We start from the raw sequence: 16,431 nt of genomic DNA, 5'->3' as shown, positions 1-16,431 counted from the left end.
AGATGGCGAATTGGATCGTGTTCTATTTAGCACTGATCAATTTTTGGGGAATCTATCTGTTTCCACGAGACCGGGTACCGTCTCAAAAATGGTTCTCGTTTTCGAGCGGGATCGCCATCACGTACTTTTTCATGTATCTCTTGCCGTCTTTGAATAAGCGGCAAGACACGCTCCGGGTCGAATGGCTCGACCTGGCCTTGCCGTCGGAGATTTATGTCATCAGCTTGCTCGGCTTCACCGTCTTTTATGGGACGATGCGTGTCGTTCGAACGCCACACTTCAAAGACGAGACGATTGATCAGAACGTGTCGTATTGGCTCCAAGTGACGCTGTTGACGGCATATATGTCGTTCTCGGCTTACGTCGTTACGGCATCATCCGTCACGTTCGTCGCCCGCAGCTTCTACGCAACGGCGCTCGGCGTCCACTTCCTCGCTGTCGGTCACGACTTGTATCGCCATTACGGGGAACGCTACCTTCGGCAAGGACGTTATTTGTTGAGCGGCGGCATCCTCATCGGCGGTTTCTTTTCCCGTTTCATCGATCTCGCCTCGCACGTCGAGGCCATCTTGTTCGCGTTTGTCGCCGGGGCGATGATTCTGAATATCGTCAAGTTCGAACTTCCAGCCGACCGCAACCTCCACTTCCGGACGTTCGTCCTCGCGGTAGTCGGGTATGGCGGCATCCTCTTATTCTTGAAGCATGTGCTCAATTTTTGACCCCTTCGATAAAAATGAATGACTGTTCATTCATTGTTTGATATACTGAATTCAAGATTGAATCCGTTTTCATAAGGGGGAGTTTTGGGGATGTCTACATTTTTAATCGTCAACTGGATTCTATTCTTGCTCGTCCTCGGCTATGGACTGTATTTGTTCGCCTCGCTGGTCTATCAGCGCTATACGTTCATCAAGCTCGGGAAGCAGGCAGAGTGGAGCCAAACGAATAAGGAACGGCTCGAACAGGTCATGATCAATGTGTTCGGCCAAAAGAAATTGTTAAAAGACAAGAAGAGCGGCATCATTCACGTCATGATGTTCTATGGGTTCATCCTCGTCCAGTTCGGGGCCATCGACTTCATCTGGAAAGGGCTTGCTGTCGGGACGCGTTTCCCGCATATCCCGCTCGGTCCGCTCTATCCGATTTTCACGTTCATGCAAGAAATCGTCATGCTCATGATTCTTGTCGCGGTCGTTTGGGGATTCTACCGCCGTTACATCGAGAAGCTCGTGCGCTTGAAACGAAACTTCTTGGCCGGCCTCGCCCTCATCTTCATCGGTGGGCTGATGGTATCGGTCTTGTTCGGGAACGGGTTCTACCTCGTCTATAAGGAAGAACTTCCGATGTGGGGTGAACCGGTCGCGACGCTCATCGGTTCGGCGTTTGCTTGGGTACCGGGCGGTGTTGCCTTCGCCTTGTTCGTCGTCTTCTGGTGGCTTCATCTCTTGTTCTTGCTCAGCTTCATGATTTATATCCCGCAAGGCAAGCACGCCCACTTGATCGCCGGGACGCTCAACGTCTGGCTCGGACGGACGCACCAGGTCGGTCGTCTCGCTCCGGTCGATTTCTCGGCGATGGAAGAAGCCGAGGAGTCGGACGAAGAAGTCATCTTCGGGGTCAATAAAATCGAAGACTTCAACCAAAAACAACTCGTCGATTTGTATGCCTGTGTCGAGTGCGGACGCTGTACGAACGTCTGCCCGGCGACCGGGACCGGTAAGATGCTGTCGCCGATGGACCTCATCGTCAAGCTGCGCGACCATATGAACATGAAAGGGGCCGCCGTCACCCGGAAGTCACCGTGGGCACCGGCGCTCTTGTTCCAAAACACGCAAGGGGCCGAGATTGCCGCCGCGGCCCAAGACGGACATATGCTCGTCGCCGATGAGTTGATCGGCAACGTCATCACTGAAGAAGAAATTTGGGCATGTACGACGTGCCGCAACTGTGAGGACCAATGTCCGGTCATGAACGAGCACGTCGACAAGATTATCGATTTGCGCCGTTACCTCGTCATGATGGAAGGCAAGATGGATCCAGAAGCGCAGCGTACGGTCGCCAATATCGAACGTCAAGGCAACCCGTGGGGGATGAACCGGAAAGAGCGTGAGAATTGGCGCAAAGACCGGGAAGAACTTGTCATCCCGACGGCGAAAGAGAAGAAGAAGGCCGGCGAAGAGTTTGAATTCCTCTTCTGGGTCGGAGCGATGGGCTCATACGACAGCCGTAGCCAAAAAGTCGCGCAAAGCTTTGCGAGCGTCTTGAACAAGGCCGGCGTCTCGTTCGCCATCCTTGGTAACGAAGAGAAGAACTCAGGGGATACGCCACGCCGCATCGGGAACGAGCTGTTGTTCCAAGAGCTCGCCGAAGCGAACATCAAACTGTTCGAGAAGTATGGGGTCACGAAAATCGTCACGGTCGACCCGCACGCGTATAACACGTTCAAAAACGAGTATCCGGACTTTGGACTCACGGGTGTGAAAGTGTATCACCATACCGAGCTCCTCGCCGAGCTGCTCGATACGGGCCGTGTCAAACCGGACTTCTCCGTGAACGAGCGTGTCGTCTATCACGATTCATGTTATCTCGGGCGCTATAACGGTATTTACGACGCCCCGCGTTTCGTCTTGGAACGCATTCCAGGTGTTGAACTTGTCGAGGCGGAGCGGAACCGTGAGAACGGCATGTGCTGCGGCGCCGGCGGCGGTCTCATGTGGCAAGAAGAGAAAGTCGGAACGCGCGTAAACGTGGCCCGGACCGAGCAGTTGCTCGAGACGAAACCGACGGTCATTGGATCGGCGTGTCCGTACTGCTTGACGATGCTCTCGGACGGAACGAAGGCGAAAGAAGTCGATGAGACGGTCGGTACGTTCGACGTCGTTGAACTGCTCGATCGCTCACTTGCTCCAATCGAAGTACCTGAACCACTCGTTCAATAAAAAACAAGGCACGGTCCGCGGACCGTGCCTTGTTCTGTCGTCAGTGCATCTCGGAAGTGGCCAATAAGGAAGACGTCAGGTGTGATAGTCCTTGTGTCGTCTCATTGATGGCCGAAATCGTCTCGACCATTTGGCCGAGGTCTTGTTTGTTCCGTTCGAACGACAGGACGTAATTGCCCATCTCGTCTTTGACGGTCGAGAAGCCAGCTTTGACGGCACCGAGTTGACGCATTGCCTCGTCGTTCGTTCGATGCATCTGTCCCATTTGATCGAGCAGGGCGGCGATGTTCGCTTCATTCTCATGGATGAGGACGTTGATTTGACTGCTCAGCTGTTTTGCATTCTCGGCAAGCGTCCGCACTTCGGTCGCGACGACGGCGAAGCCTTTACCGTGTTCACCGGCTCGGGCCGCTTCGATTGATGCGTTCAACGCCAACAAGTTCGTCTGGTTGGCAATCTGTTCGATACTCCGAGTCATGCTGACGATTTCTTGCGAGCCGTCCTTGAGCGCGGTGATGCGATCGAGCGAGGCGTCGACGTACGTCGCTGACTGTTTGAACTCGGATTCCATCTGTTCGATTTGCTCGCCGTTCGTATGCGTCAAGCTCATCAAGTGACGGCTCATCTTCTCCGTCTGCTCGGTCTCGGACAACACTTGATGGGCTCGCTTGCTCGTCTCGGACATGGCGTGACCGGTCTGCTCCATCGTCGTCGCGACTTCCGTGCTAACGCGGCTGACATCGTTCAATAGCGTCGCTCGGGCGACGTTTGCCGATTCAATCTCATCGAGACGCGCATCGACGTACTGCTCAGTGACGATTTGGGCGTCCAAGTTCATCGCATGGGACAATGCGAGGAGCGATTCGGTCAATGTGGCCGGGTCGTGTTGGTACGTCTCGACGATTTTTGGGACGAGCAACGTGTTGAAGGCAGAATAGGTCGCGAGGAACCAGACGACCGGTACAGCATAGTGGTGATGCGTCTGGCCCATCCGTTTACGCATCGCAAGGAACTTGTCATCGATGTTTCCGGTCAATAGACTACGGAAATAGTCAGCGAACACTTTTTTAAGTCGCTCCCGTGTCGACGAGGCGTTGGCGATTTGGACCATCTCGGGTTGCAACATTAAATGATCGAGCACGTTTTCGAGGACATCGTCTAACACGGATTCGACGAGCGGGGCCATGTCTTGAAGTCGCTTCACTTGCGACGCCGTATAACCCATATAATGGGTGCGCCCGTTCAAATTTGGATCGGTCGGTCGTGCGGTCTTCGCCACATCAGGGAAGCCGATCGACGCGGTGTAGGCGGTAGGTTTTGATTTACGGAACAGTGCCATGTTTCATTCTCCTTTTTCTCGTACAGCTAAAATAGCGTTCTTCTCTATATCGGCAAAAATGTGAAAAAACTGAGAAATCGATGTGCGATGAAGCTTGTTGTTATTGCGCTAGAAGCGGGAAAGAGAAGAAAGAGAGATTGGCTCGGCCATTTTTGAGAAATGAGGTGTCCGTTGTGAAGAACACGGTCGTGTTATTGACGATTGTCAGTGCCCTTAGCAGTCAAATCTTGCCTCAAATTTTATTTTTGTCCATCATGGCGGTCGAAGACGGCGTCGGGCGATTAATCCCGTTCATGATTTTTTACGTGGCGAGTATGTCGGGACTGCTTCTATGGGTGTATATCATCGGGCGGCTCGGCTCGAAACGGACGTTTTTAGTGGCGCTATCCGTCTTGGTCGCGGGCCTTGTCTGCTTCTTGTGGCCGTTCGATTGGGCGATTGAATTGAGCGCTTTTCTTGTCGGTGTCGGATCGATCGGTGTCGGGTCGATTATGACGACGATTTTGTCACAGCTGAAGGAACTGTCCACCACAGACGAGTCGACGGATCAGAAAGGGAGTTCGCTCCCGCTCGTACTCGCACTCGTTGCCTGGATCATCATTTTCTCTTATGTGCTGACTCGATCATATGACGAGGCTGTCATCCTCTTCCTCGTCAGTCTGATCCTGCCTTGGCTGTTCGTGAGAAAGTTGCCGCTCGAGAAAACGGCGACGTGGGCATGGGCGACAGGGAAGTTCGTGCTTGCCTTCATCACCGTCACCGTGTTCACGTTGGTGAGCCGTCTCCTCAGCCTGTTGGAAGGGGCGAGCGGGTATGTGGAAATCTTTTTATTGATGATTATTTTGCTCGGCTACGTCGGGTGGGTATTGTTCCAGGAGCGGACGAGAACGTACGTCAGTGCCACCCGGACGCGCCAAGTTCAACTGCTCGCGTTCGTCGTCGGGTTGTTCGGCGGCTGGACGTTGATTGGCGCCGTATTCATTAGTCTGGCCCTATATTCGTTTCAAGTGCTCTTGTTCTATGTGTTCATGCCGTTCTTGGCGGGCGTCATCGGCTGGATATTATTGAACCGTGTGTTCGACGTGGCGCGTCATCCTTACTACGTCCTGCTCGTCACGTCGCTGCTATTCTTCCTCGGTTTCTTGGAGCCGATCGTGTTTATTCCGGTCCTGTTTGTGAGTGGGTACGTCCAGACGATGTACGCGAGTGCGGGTCACGTCTATCTATATGCATCGTATGGGGACAATAAAGAGTTCGCCTCGCTGCTCTTGCAACTATGGAAACGGTTCGGGATGGTCGTCGCTTATTCCGCGCTCATGGTTGGATTGCTCGGCTACGGTCTATATACCGGCCAGTCCGTCAATGCAGAGTTGTCCTTTAAAATCCCGCGTGGTTGGATGCTCGGGGTGCTCGGTTTGACGTGGATCTTCAACGTCGGATTGATTACGCTGTATTGGTTGCGCATCCAAAAAACCGTTGAAACTTCAAAATAATTTCCTCTAGCTTTTTCATATCGGTTTTGTTTATAATGAGGAGTGATGTTTAACTAGTGACGGAAAAGGAGTGTCCTTTAATGAATAAATCGTTGATCGATTTCGTTTACGAAATTCTTCAAAAGACTGGCGAGCAACCAGTGTCATTTGATGAGATTCGTGAGCTGATCAGACAAAACTATACGTTCGCAAGTGAAGAGGAAGAGCTCGAGAAAATCGCGCAACTCTACACGGACATGAACATCGACGGACTATTCGTCAACTTGGGAGCTAACCGTTGGGCGCTTCGTGTTTGGTATCCGTTCGATAAGTCAGACGAAGATCTCGTCATCGAAGCACGCCAACGCGGTGAGCTCGATGAGTTCGAAGAAGAGATCGATGAGACGGATGAAGGCATCGTCGACATTGAAGACGACCTTGACGTCTTTGCAAAAGGTGAAGATTTTGACGCATCTGAGTTCGATGCCGAGGATGAAGCCGAAAAAGTGGAAGGCCTTGACGAGTTCGAGGACGAAGACTTGGACGACGACCTCGACTTAGAAGACGAGGATGATTTATAAGAGACCGCAAAAAGCCGGGCATTTGTCCCGGCTAGGCGTGTCTCTTTTTCTTTTTTGACAGTTGAAAAAAAGAAAAAATAATGACTTGACGACTGCATCGTCTCTGACGTAAATTAGTCATGGGCTAGTTTAGCACGTAACGATGCAGCAAAAGTGTCCTCCATTTCAGTGGGGGCACTTTTGCTTTTTTTGTTTTTTCGTTTCCCGTTGTGGCATTTAAGAGAGGAGAATGATGATGACAAAGTATATTTTCGTAACAGGTGGGGTAGTATCTTCACTCGGTAAAGGGATCACAGCCGCTTCACTCGCACGTCTACTCAAAAACCGAGGTTTGAACGTGACGATTCAGAAGTTTGACCCGTATATCAATATCGACCCAGGAACGATGAGCCCGTACCAGCACGGAGAGGTGTTCGTCACAGATGACGGCGCTGAGACGGACCTTGACCTCGGTCACTACGAGCGCTTCATCGACATCAACTTGTCGCAAAACGCCAACGTGACGTCAGGTCGCATCTACTCGACGGTCTTGAAAAAAGAACGCCGTGGCGATTATAACGGGGGTACGGTCCAAGTCATTCCACACATCACGAACGAGATTAAAGACCGCGTCTTCCGCGCCGGTCGCGAGACGAACGCGGATGTCGTCATCACAGAGATTGGTGGAACAGTCGGGGACATCGAGTCGCTTCCGTTCATCGAGGCCATTCGTCAAGTGAAGAACGACATCGGCAAAGAGAACGTCATGTACGTCCACTGTACGCTCGTCCCTTACCTTCGCGCTGCCGGTGAGATGAAGACGAAACCGACGCAACACAGCGTCAAAGAGCTCCGTAGTTACGGGATTCAGCCGGATATCATTGTCCTCCGTACCGAGCACGACATCCCAGAAGAGATGCGTGAAAAGATCGCCTTGTTCTGTGACACGCGTAAAGAAGCGGTCATCGAGGCACAAGATGCGTCGACGCTTTACGAAGTGCCGCTCAACCTTCAAAAGCAAGGAATGGACCAACTCGTCAACGATTACTTCGGCTTCAACACGCCGGCCGCTGACATGACGGCTTGGAAAGAGCTCGTACACACGGTCACGCACCTCGAGAAGAAAGTCAAAATCGCTCTCGTCGGAAAATACGTCGAACTTCGTGACGCGTACATCTCGGTTGCAGAATCGCTCAAGCACGCCGGTTATGCCTTCAACGCCGATATCGATATCGATTGGGTCAACGCTGAAGAGGTGACGGCAGAGAATGTCGAGACGCTTCTCGGAGACGCAGACGGGATTCTCGTCCCAGGCGGATTTGGAGAACGCGGCATCGAAGGGAAAATCGAAGCGACGCGTTATGCGCGTGAGAACAACGTCCCATTCTTCGGGATTTGCCTCGGCATGCAGCTCGCGACGGTCGAGTTCGCCCGTAACGTCTTGAAGCTCGACGGTGCCCACTCGGCCGAAATCGATCCGACGACGAACTATCCGATTATCGATTTGCTTCCAGAACAAAAAGATATCGAGGACCTCGGCGGCACGCTCCGTCTCGGCCTCTATCCATGTAAGCTCGAGCCAGGCACGAAAGCGCACGCCGCTTACAACCAAGAGCTCGTCTACGAGCGCCATCGTCACCGTTACGAGTTCAACAACGAGTACCGTGAAGCGTTCGAGGCAGAAGGGTTCAAGTTCTCAGGAACGAGCCCGGACGGCCGTCTCGTCGAAATCATCGAGATTCCAGAGCACAAGTGGTTCGTCGCGTCACAGTTCCACCCAGAACTCATTTCGCGTCCAGAGCGTCCGCAACGCTTGTTCCACGATTTCATCCAAGCCTCACTCGGCGAGTGAGTGGCAGGTCACAGTCTATGACTGTGGCCTTTTTTCTCGGGCAAAAGGCTGATGCGCGCAACAGCTTCAGGTGGATACATGTTGCCCGAAATCCGGGTACACTAATAGTAGAACAGGGAGAGGGCGATGCGACATGCGAGAACGAACTATGATTTATGCAGGATACGGGGGAGCGCTCGTCACGCTCAGCCTGTTGCCGTTCGTCGTCTTGCCGACGCTATTATTGCCGTATCAACTCGGGTGGACCGGAATTGTATTGCTCGCACTGTCGATTGGTCTATTGCGGTCGATTCGCGAGGGCTCGAATACGTACTTGAAACAGATGCTCAAAGTCACGTTCACGTTATTTTTGTTGTTCGTCTTCGTATACTACGTCTCGTTTGGACTCGTCTTGTACGACTCGTACGGGCTCGAACGGTTGCTCGAAAAGTATGGCGACCAGGCGATGTGGGTGTTCGCCGCCTTCAGCTTCTTGCAACCGATCGCGCTTCCGGTCCCGGAGGCGGTCAGTGTCCCGATTGGTAGTGTCGCCCTTGGGCCGCTTCGGGCGGCCTTAATCGGGAGCGTCGCGACGACGCTCGGCATCCTCGTCATGTACGGGCTCGCTCGGTTCGGGCGGGAGCGGGTGATGCGGCTTATCGACGCCGACAAGCTCGCGACGTATGACCGTTACGTCGACAAGTACGGGCTCGGTGTGTTGCTCGTCTTGTTCATCATCCCGATTTTGCCAGATGAGGTCATCTGTCTCGCGGCCGGGTTCAGCCGGGTGCCATTCCCGCGATTCGTTTTGATCGCCATCGGCGCGAAGCTCGTCACGTCGTTCGGTCTCGCCTATTCGGTCTCGCTCGGCGAACTGTTTATCACCGGTGCGAGTCCGTTCGCCGTCGTCTCGGTCACGGCGAGCCTATTGCTCGTCATCTTGGCGCTCGTCTGGCGCAAACGGAAAAAAGGGAATTCGAACTGACATCGCGAAACCGTCAAGAGCACAGTTAGAGAGGAAGACGTTATGGTTCGCGATGAAGAATTAGTGATTCGACCGATTGCGTCACGCGACTTGGATCGGTTATGGGAATTGATGTATAAGGACGAGGCGCCGGAATTCAAAAAGTGGGATGCGCCGTATTTTGAACATCGGGCGCAGACGTATGAGGTGTACTGTCAGAATGCGGGCGAACACGTCGGCCGTGACGACATGTGGGTCATCGAGGTCGATGGGACCGTCTACGGGACGGTTTCCTTCTATTATGAAGACGCCGGACAGAATTGGCTCGAGGTCGGGATCATCCTCCATCAAGCCGACCGCTGGAATCGTGGCATCGGCACGCGGGCGCTCAAGCTGTGGGTCGGCCATCTGTTTCAGACGTTGCCGACGGTCCGGGTCGGATTGACGACGTGGTCGGGCAATGAGCGGATGATGAAAGTGGCCGAGAAAATCGGCATGCGACTCGAAGGTCGGATTCGTCAGGTGCGCGTCGTCGACGACGTGCGTTACGACTCGATTCGCATGGGTTTGTTGCGAGAAGAATGGATGACAGAAAGCGCTAAGTCTCGGTAGAGGCTTAGCGCTTTTCACGTGTGGAACAATTGGCGGTATTGGAGCGGGGTCATTTGTTTGTACGTCTTGAACGTGTTGATATAGGCCGTGCACGAGGCGAAGCGATATTTCTCACCGATGGTACAAATCGGCAAATTCGTTCCGAGCAAATCGGCGATGGACGCATCGATGCGGCGGCGCCGGATTCGTTCGGGTACACTCTCGCCGACTTCCTGTTTGAACAGGGCCGACAAATAATTGTTTGATAACCCGATTTGTTGGGCGATCCACGGGAGCGATAGTTCTGGCTCTTTCAAATGGTCTTCAATCAAATGGATGGTCGTCGTGACGTTCGGGTTCGTCGACACGGGAGGGGATAGAAACGCCATCATCTTCGTCAAATGGTCGACGATGACGGGAATGGCATAGATAAAGTCGAGTGTCGTCGTCAGTTCATCGATTAAGATGAGAAGAGCGCTCGTATAATTGAGCGCGGTCTGGACGTTTGGGTTATCGACTGGAATCAGACGGATGACGTGATAGACGAGGCCGCGGTAGTAGAAACGGACACTCATATACTCATCGGAGACCGGAAGTTTCAATAGGTCGAGCGTCAGCGTCTCGAGCAGCTGTTCGGCCCGAATCGGATGGGCGCTGCGGAGCGCACTCACAATCTGTTGATCGAGCGTATAAAAGTTATCCACATGCTGAAAATCATCGAACAAATTTTTGTCACGATGCAGATGATTCAGAAATTGGCGTTTGATTTTGTTTTCCACCGGATGAGTCACTTCTTTCGTCGTACGATCGGGAACCGTTTATTTATTTCGTGGAACGTTCCGTTTAGTCACTTGCTTTAATTCGGCGATTTCGCGAGCGAGTGCTTCTTCACGGGAACGTGCGGATGATTCGAGGTGGTGTTCGAGTTCCTTACTTTTTTGTCGATACGTTTCAGCGACTTCTTTCGTACGCTGTTGATGCTGATTGAGTTGTTTGTTGTACGCATCGAGATCAATTGGCTTTTTCGTCATACATCATATGCCCCTTTCAAAAGACGGTCAAACAGACAGACAGGCGCGGTGCAAGCGAGGCTTGGCCCGCAGTTTCATCGAGGAAACGGTTCCTGTCCTTAGCTTACGAAGGGGGTGAAAGGTTGGAAAGTTAGGTCAACACGAAAGAAGTGGTGAAAAAGATGAAAAATGTGACGAAATTGTGTCCGTAGCATATCCCATTTCTCACACTACTCGATGAATTGCACAAACCACAAAAAAACCGCAGACATGAAGTCTGCGGTTGAAGGCTTATTTGACGGCTTGGTCTTTGATTGGGAACCAGCCGGCACGTGTTGTGATGGCGTTCCAGAGCGGAGCCGGGACGGCGAGTTCGGCTTGTTTGTTCAAGTCGAGTTCGGTCTCGATTTCGTCTTCACGACCGTCTTTCACTTTCTCGAGCCAATCCGGGTCGATGATGAGTTCGCGGCCGAGCGCGGCGAGGTCGATGACGTTCAGTGCGTCTTCGACTTGACCTGGGCGCTGGAGCTGTCCGACTCCGATGAGCGGGACGGCACCGTTGATGCGTTTAGCGATGCGATCAATCGACCGCTCCGTCACGTTCTCGTTCCGCATTGAACCGATATTGAAGTTCCAGAGCGAGGCGTGGAGGTAGTCGAGATTTTCTTCGAGCAACATATCGATCAATACGTCCGTATCGTCGAGCGTGATGCCTGGCTCTTCGACTTCTTCAGGCGAGAAGCGGTAGCCGATTAAGAAATTGTCCGCGCCTTCAGCTGCACGTTTGACCGAGCGAATGACTTCACGCGGGAATGTGAGGCGTGCGTTTACGTCGCCACCGAAGCGATCGTCGCGTCGATTCGAGTGAGGTGAGAAGAACTGTTGAATCAAATACGTGTTCGCCCCGTGAATCTCGACGCCGTCAAAACCGGCCTCAATGGCACGACGTGTCGCTTCGCCGAACGCCTCGATGATGGCTTCGACTTCTTCAGTCTCAAGGGCGCGTGGTGTGGCGGCACCTTCACGGACCGGTGCGATGGCGCTGGCGCTTACTGGTTGTTCGTTCGGAACGAGTTCCGGAGGAGACATGCGTCCTGCATGGAAGATTTGAAGAATCGCTTTCGCGCCTTCCGCTCTCAAACTTTCAGCGAGCTGACGAAGCCCAGGGATGAACTTGTCGTCATTCACACCGAAGGCGTTCGGGAACCCTTTGCCGTCTTCGGTCACGTAAGCACACGCCGTGATGGCGAGGCCGACGTTCTTCGCTCGCTTGCGGTAATAGGCGAGTTCGTGTTCCGACACTTCACCCGTCGGTTCTGACGAATAATGGGTCATCGGCGCAAGTACGAGCCGATTGTGGAACTCGACGCCGTTTTTGAATTGGAAAGGTTGTAACATGCGTTTCATAAAAAAACTCCTCCTTGTTGGTGATACCTTGAAGTCTAGTCTTCTCATTTTGAAATTGCGAGCGGGACGCTTTCTGAGGAGCAGGTTGCACACTCCGTGAGCGGGTCGATGGTTGAATGCTAGAAAATGGGGTATAATACAGGAGAAAAGTTGATAACCGGTTGGAGACTACAGAGAGACCACGACATGGGGGGCGAAGCCTTGTTTTGTTGTGGTCTCTTTTCGCATACATCGAACCGGATTCATTATAGGAGGGGACAAGATGGAAATCAGAAATTTCTCAGCAAAAGAACGTGCCAAACGATATGAACAGTTAACGGGTGAACGTCACGATGTGCTCGTCGTCGGCGGAGGAATCACCGGTGCCGGAATCGCGCTCGATGCCGCGTCTCGCGGAATGAAGACGGCCGTGCTCGAAATGCAAGACTTCGCAGCCGGAACATCGAGCCGTTCGACGAAACTCGTCCACGGAGGGTTGCGCTACTTGAAACAGTTCGAAGTCGCGCTCGTCGCCGAAGTCGGAAAAGAACGCGCCATCGTCTATGAGAACGGGCCACACGTCACGACGCCAGAACGCATGCTGTTGCCGATGCATAAAGGCGGCACGTTCGGACCGCTCTCCACAGCGGTCGGCTTGATGGTGTACGATTTCTTAGCGGGCGTCAAACGCGCCGAGCGACGTTTGATGTTGAAGCCGGATGAAGTCATTCAAAAAGCGCCGCTCGTCAAAAAAGATGGTCTTGTCGGTGGCGGTTATTACGTCGAATATCGGACAGATGATGCCCGTATGACGATTGAAGTCGCGAAAGAGGCGGCCAACCACGGCGCTCTCCTCTTGAACTATTCGAAAGTGACTGGTCTAATCTATGAGCAAGGCAAAGTCGTCGGCGTCCACGTTGAAGACCAAATCGACGGCAAGACGTACGAAGTCTATGCGAAGAAAGTCATCAACGCGACCGGACCTTGGGTCGACGTGCTCCGCGAACAAGACGGCTCGAACAAAGGGAAGATGCTCCGTTTGACGAAAGGGATTCACCTCGTCATTGACCAGTCGAAATTCCCGCTCAAACAAGCCATCTATTTCGATACACCAGACGGCCGGATGGTGTTCGCGATTCCGCGTGACGGCAAAGCGTACGTCGGGACGACAGACACGTTCTTCGATAAGGATAAAGCTCACCCACGCATGACGACCGAGGACCGCGACTATATTTTAGAGGCAATCCACTATATGTTCCCAGACGTGAACGTGACGGCAGATGACGTCGAGTCGAGCTGGGCCGGGATTCGTCCGCTCATCTATGAAGAAGGCAAAGACCCGTCTGAAATCTCACGGAAAGATGAGGTTTGGCAGTCGGAAAGCGGCTTAATCACGATCGCCGGTGGGAAGTTGACCGGTTATCGCAAGATGTCAGAGACGGTCGTCGATTTGGTGGCGAAACTGCTCAAGCAAGAAGAAGGCATCGTCTTCCTCGCTTCGCGCACGAAACATATGCCGATGTCGGGAGGCCATGTCGGCGGTTCGAAAGGGTTCGATGACTTCTTGACGAAAAAGAAGGCTGAACTGAAAAACCTTGGTCTCGATGACGTCAAAGCCGAGCAACTCGTCCGTCTCTACGGATCGAACATCGATCGTGTCATCGAACGGATGGACTCGAACGCGTACGACCTTCCAGAGTACGTCTATGCACAACTCATGTACGGCATCGAAGAAGAGTCGGTCGTTCGGGCCATCGACTTCCTCGTCCGCCGCACCGGAGCGATGTTCTTCGACATCGACTTCGTCCGCAACTATAAAGACGGCGTGCTCCGTTGCATGGCCGATGTCTTCAAATGGTCGGATGCTCGTCTCGCTGAAGAGCGGGCCGAGATCGAGAAAGAGATTGATCTCGCGGTCGTCCCTGTCACGGTCGACTAACGAAATAAAAGGAACTTCGCCGCGGCGAGGTTCCTTTTCATATGCCTAATTCTTCATAATACGCCATGATGCGTTCGTCGAGCGCCTCGACGACGTCCGGTTCGCCGAATAAATAGAGATAAAGATACGTGCCGTCCTCGCGATATATGTCCGTTTCGAGTGTCAGCGTGGTCGGGCGTCCCTCGAAGATGACCTCGATTGTACCGAGTGCGTGCTGGTTCATTTCGTCGAGTTCCGGATTAGAAGCCAGCTTTTTAATGCGGGCGACGTCACTGTCTGCGATGGGCTCATCGAACGTCTCGGACAAGACGGCGAACGTCTCCGGCAAATCCTCGAGATCGGTTTCGACGGCAGCGGCGAGTGGTGTCTCTTCTATTTCTTCCCCGAAGACGTTCACGACGAGTCCGACCATACTTCCAAGTGCCAAGACGAACAATACGTATAACAAATATGGTTTCATGATTTCGCTCCTGTTCGTTTCATGTTTTCAGTATATCAGCGTACCGGGTGTTTAGAAATAGGGAGACAATGGTATTGAAAAAGATGGAAAAGAGAAAGGCGGGGGAGTTACGATGAAACGAGCATGGGCAATCGGTGGCGTCGTCCTCATCTTATTTCTCGGTTGGCAGTTCGTCGATACGAATCGGCTGTTTGCCGACGTCTACTATACGAAAGTGCCGAGCACAAACGTCACCGACCAAGGAAAGAGACATACGTATGAAACGATTGGCTATGATGAAGACGGCAAGAAACGACCAATCACGTTCGAGGCACCGATTCGGCTGGCCGAAGGCGATTTTTTGAAACTGTATGTGAAAGACGAGCAGACGGTGACGGCCTACGAGCCGGTACCTGAGTCGGAAGTACCGGCCCAGTTAAAGGACGAACAGACCGAAGAACCGGTATCGATACCGTTGCCTTGATTTCAAAATAGGTCCGTCGCCAAACGAAATCGGATTTGGTATGGTTAGACTAGTGCAAACTATGGAGAGAAGGTAGATGGATGTCACGGATGTTGATCGCAGACGACCAAGACGGGATTCGGTTGATGTTGGCGCAAGTGTTCCAAAACCTCGGCATCGAGGTCGACACGGCGAACGACGGACAGAATGCTTGGGAAAAGCTCGAACAGAACGGATACGATTTAGTCTTGCTCGATATGAACATGCCGCGCATGTTCGGTCATGAAGTACTACGCAACATGCGCCAACGGAACATCGACACCCCGGTCATGATTATGACCGCGTTCGGGGAAAAATCGACGCTCGAAGAAGTGCAACGACTTGGCATTACCGCGCAATTTGAAAAGCCGTTCGATATTTATCGGATGATTGAAAAAGTGAAGGAAGTCCTCAAAATCACGTAATTCGTCACGAAGATGACATATGTAAACGCTTGCGCAGAGCCATTTCTATGCCCGAATAGCATAGGCACAAGTTTCGACGTGTGTTATAATGGGAACGAATTGCACGGGGGCATTTTTCCCAAAGTGCACAATAGCGAACAGACAGGAGGATGTCATTATGCCATTAGTATCAATGACAGAAATGCTTAACAAAGCATTCGAAGGCAAGTATGCAGTAGGCCAATTCAACATCAACAACCTCGAGTGGACGCAAGCGATTCTTCGCGCTGCGGAAGACGAGAAATCACCAGTTATCCTCGGTGTGTCAGAAGGTGCAGCGAAGTACATGGGTGGCTTCACAACAGTTGTTAAAATGACTGAAGGTCTCATGCACGACTACAACATCACTGTTCCAGTTGCAATCCACCTCGACCACGGTTCATCTTTCGACAAGTGTAAAGCAGCGATTGACGCTGGTTTCACGTCTGTTATGATCGACGGTTCACACCACCCGATCGAAGAGAACATCGAAATGACGAAACAAGTCGTTGAATACGCACACGCTAAAGGCGCTTCAGTTGAAGCGGAAGTCGGCACAGTCGGCGGCGAAGAAGATGGCGTTGTTGGCGGCGTACAATACGCTGACCTCGACGAGTGCGTACGCGTCGTGAAAGAAGCGAAAGTTGACGCTCTTGCGGCAGCACTCGGTTCTGTACACGGAGAATACCAAGGCGAGCCTAAACTCGGCTTCAAAGAGATGGAAGAAATCGCAGAAGCGACTAAAACTCCACTCGTTCTTCACGGCGGTTCAGGTATTCCTGAGCACCAAATCAAAAAAGCAATCGAGCTCGGTCACAGCAAAATCAACGTTAACACAGAGTGCCAACAAGAATGGACTCGTGCTGTACGTGAGAAGCTCAACACTGACTCGAAAGTATATGATCCACGTAAAGTCATCGGCCCTGGTGTCGAAGCGATCTACAACGTCGTTACTGGCAAAATGCGTGAGTTCGGTTCAAGCAACCAAGCATAATCCTGTCACATCAGTCGGTTCT

General features: G+C 52.5%; 16 protein-coding genes. 11 read left to right on the top strand and 5 right to left on the bottom strand.

Translation table 11 applies throughout. The annotated features are described in order from the left end of the window. Window positions 1–2: 2 nt before the first annotated feature. Window positions 3–719, top strand: a complete 717-nt coding sequence (locus KNP84_RS04555) for a hypothetical protein (RefSeq protein WP_215114370.1) — start codon at window positions 3–5, stop codon at window positions 717–719. 90 nt (window positions 720–809) lie between these two features. Then, window positions 810–2,939, top strand: a complete 2,130-nt coding sequence (locus tag KNP84_RS04550) for a (Fe-S)-binding protein (protein ID WP_215114369.1) — start codon at window positions 810–812, stop codon at window positions 2,937–2,939. Window positions 2,940–2,979: 40 nt separating this feature from the next. Here KNP84_RS04550 and KNP84_RS04545 read toward each other — a convergent pair whose 3' ends face one another. After that, the gene (locus tag KNP84_RS04545) at window positions 2,980–4,278 is read right to left on the bottom strand and encodes a methyl-accepting chemotaxis protein (protein WP_021066086.1); all 1,299 of its coding nucleotides are present in this window, start codon (window positions 4,276–4,278) and stop codon (window positions 2,980–2,982) included. Between the two features lie 173 nt (window positions 4,279–4,451). Here KNP84_RS04545 and KNP84_RS04540 point away from each other — a divergent pair, with 173 nt between their 5' ends. The 5 genes from KNP84_RS04540 (at window position 4,452) to KNP84_RS04520 (ending at window position 9,717) form a co-directional block, all read left to right on the top strand. Then, entirely contained in the window at window positions 4,452–5,771 is a 1,320-nt protein-coding gene (locus KNP84_RS04540; RefSeq protein WP_215114368.1) for a hypothetical protein, read from the top strand. 80 nt (window positions 5,772–5,851) lie between these two features. After that, complete coding sequence (rpoE, locus tag KNP84_RS04535) at window positions 5,852–6,331, top strand: DNA-directed RNA polymerase subunit delta (RefSeq protein WP_021066088.1); 480 nt, start codon at window positions 5,852–5,854, stop codon at window positions 6,329–6,331. Between the two features lie 235 nt (window positions 6,332–6,566). Next, on the top strand, window positions 6,567–8,162 hold the full coding sequence (locus KNP84_RS04530) for a CTP synthase (protein ID WP_021066089.1): 1,596 nt from the start codon (window positions 6,567–6,569) through the stop codon (window positions 8,160–8,162). 133 nt (window positions 8,163–8,295) lie between these two features. Continuing rightward, window positions 8,296–9,126 (top strand): TVP38/TMEM64 family protein, encoded by an 831-nt coding sequence (locus tag KNP84_RS04525; RefSeq protein ID WP_215114367.1) that lies wholly within the window; start codon window positions 8,296–8,298, stop codon window positions 9,124–9,126. A 42-nt stretch (window positions 9,127–9,168) separates the two neighbouring features. Next, entirely contained in the window at window positions 9,169–9,717 is a 549-nt protein-coding gene (locus KNP84_RS04520; RefSeq protein ID WP_021066091.1) for a GNAT family N-acetyltransferase, read from the top strand. Window positions 9,718–9,731: 14 nt separating this feature from the next. Here KNP84_RS04520 and KNP84_RS15355 read toward each other — a convergent pair whose 3' ends face one another. The 3 genes from KNP84_RS15355 to KNP84_RS04505 all read right to left on the bottom strand — a co-directional run bounded on the left by KNP84_RS15355 (window position 9,732) and on the right by KNP84_RS04505 (window position 12,113). Beyond that, window positions 9,732–10,400, bottom strand: coding sequence for a helix-turn-helix transcriptional regulator (locus KNP84_RS15355; RefSeq protein ID WP_144429859.1), 669 nt, complete (start codon window positions 10,398–10,400; stop codon window positions 9,732–9,734). A 114-nt stretch (window positions 10,401–10,514) separates the two neighbouring features. Further along, entirely contained in the window at window positions 10,515–10,727 is a 213-nt protein-coding gene (locus KNP84_RS04510) for a hypothetical protein (protein ID WP_029594656.1), read from the bottom strand. A gap of 270 nt (window positions 10,728–10,997) precedes the next feature. After that, window positions 10,998–12,113, bottom strand: coding sequence for an NADH-dependent flavin oxidoreductase (locus KNP84_RS04505; RefSeq protein ID WP_215114366.1), 1,116 nt, complete (start codon window positions 12,111–12,113; stop codon window positions 10,998–11,000). A 262-nt stretch (window positions 12,114–12,375) separates the two neighbouring features. Between KNP84_RS04505 and KNP84_RS04500 the strand changes: the two genes are divergently transcribed. Next, window positions 12,376–14,031 (top strand): glycerol-3-phosphate dehydrogenase/oxidase, encoded by a 1,656-nt coding sequence (locus KNP84_RS04500; protein ID WP_029594658.1) that lies wholly within the window; start codon window positions 12,376–12,378, stop codon window positions 14,029–14,031. A gap of 37 nt (window positions 14,032–14,068) precedes the next feature. Here the strand turns inward: KNP84_RS04500 and KNP84_RS04495 are convergent, their stop codons facing one another. Then, the gene (locus tag KNP84_RS04495; protein ID WP_215114365.1) at window positions 14,069–14,491 is read right to left on the bottom strand and encodes a hypothetical protein; all 423 of its coding nucleotides are present in this window, start codon (window positions 14,489–14,491) and stop codon (window positions 14,069–14,071) included. A gap of 112 nt (window positions 14,492–14,603) precedes the next feature. On the opposite strand from KNP84_RS04495, the gene KNP84_RS04490 reads away from it, so the two are divergent. From KNP84_RS04490 to fba, 3 genes are all read left to right on the top strand, one after another. Further along, window positions 14,604–14,954 (top strand): YxeA family protein, encoded by a 351-nt coding sequence (locus tag KNP84_RS04490; RefSeq protein WP_029594660.1) that lies wholly within the window; start codon window positions 14,604–14,606, stop codon window positions 14,952–14,954. 80 nt (window positions 14,955–15,034) lie between these two features. Then, the gene (locus KNP84_RS04485; RefSeq protein ID WP_251131124.1) at window positions 15,035–15,397 is read left to right on the top strand and encodes a response regulator; all 363 of its coding nucleotides are present in this window, start codon (window positions 15,035–15,037) and stop codon (window positions 15,395–15,397) included. Window positions 15,398–15,554: 157 nt separating this feature from the next. Then, a complete protein-coding gene (gene fba / locus KNP84_RS04480) occupies window positions 15,555–16,409 on the top strand; it encodes a class II fructose-1,6-bisphosphate aldolase (protein ID WP_021066099.1) in 855 nt (284 codons plus the stop codon). The last annotated feature ends 22 nt before the right edge of the window (window positions 16,410–16,431 follow it).

Source organism: Exiguobacterium sp. s70, from assembly GCF_018618315.1.
Classification (GTDB): Bacteria; Bacillota; Bacilli; order Exiguobacteriales; family Exiguobacteriaceae; genus Exiguobacterium; species Exiguobacterium chiriqhucha.
Note: the sequence above shows the minus strand (reverse complement) of the source record. Positions and strands in the feature narration are given on the sequence as shown.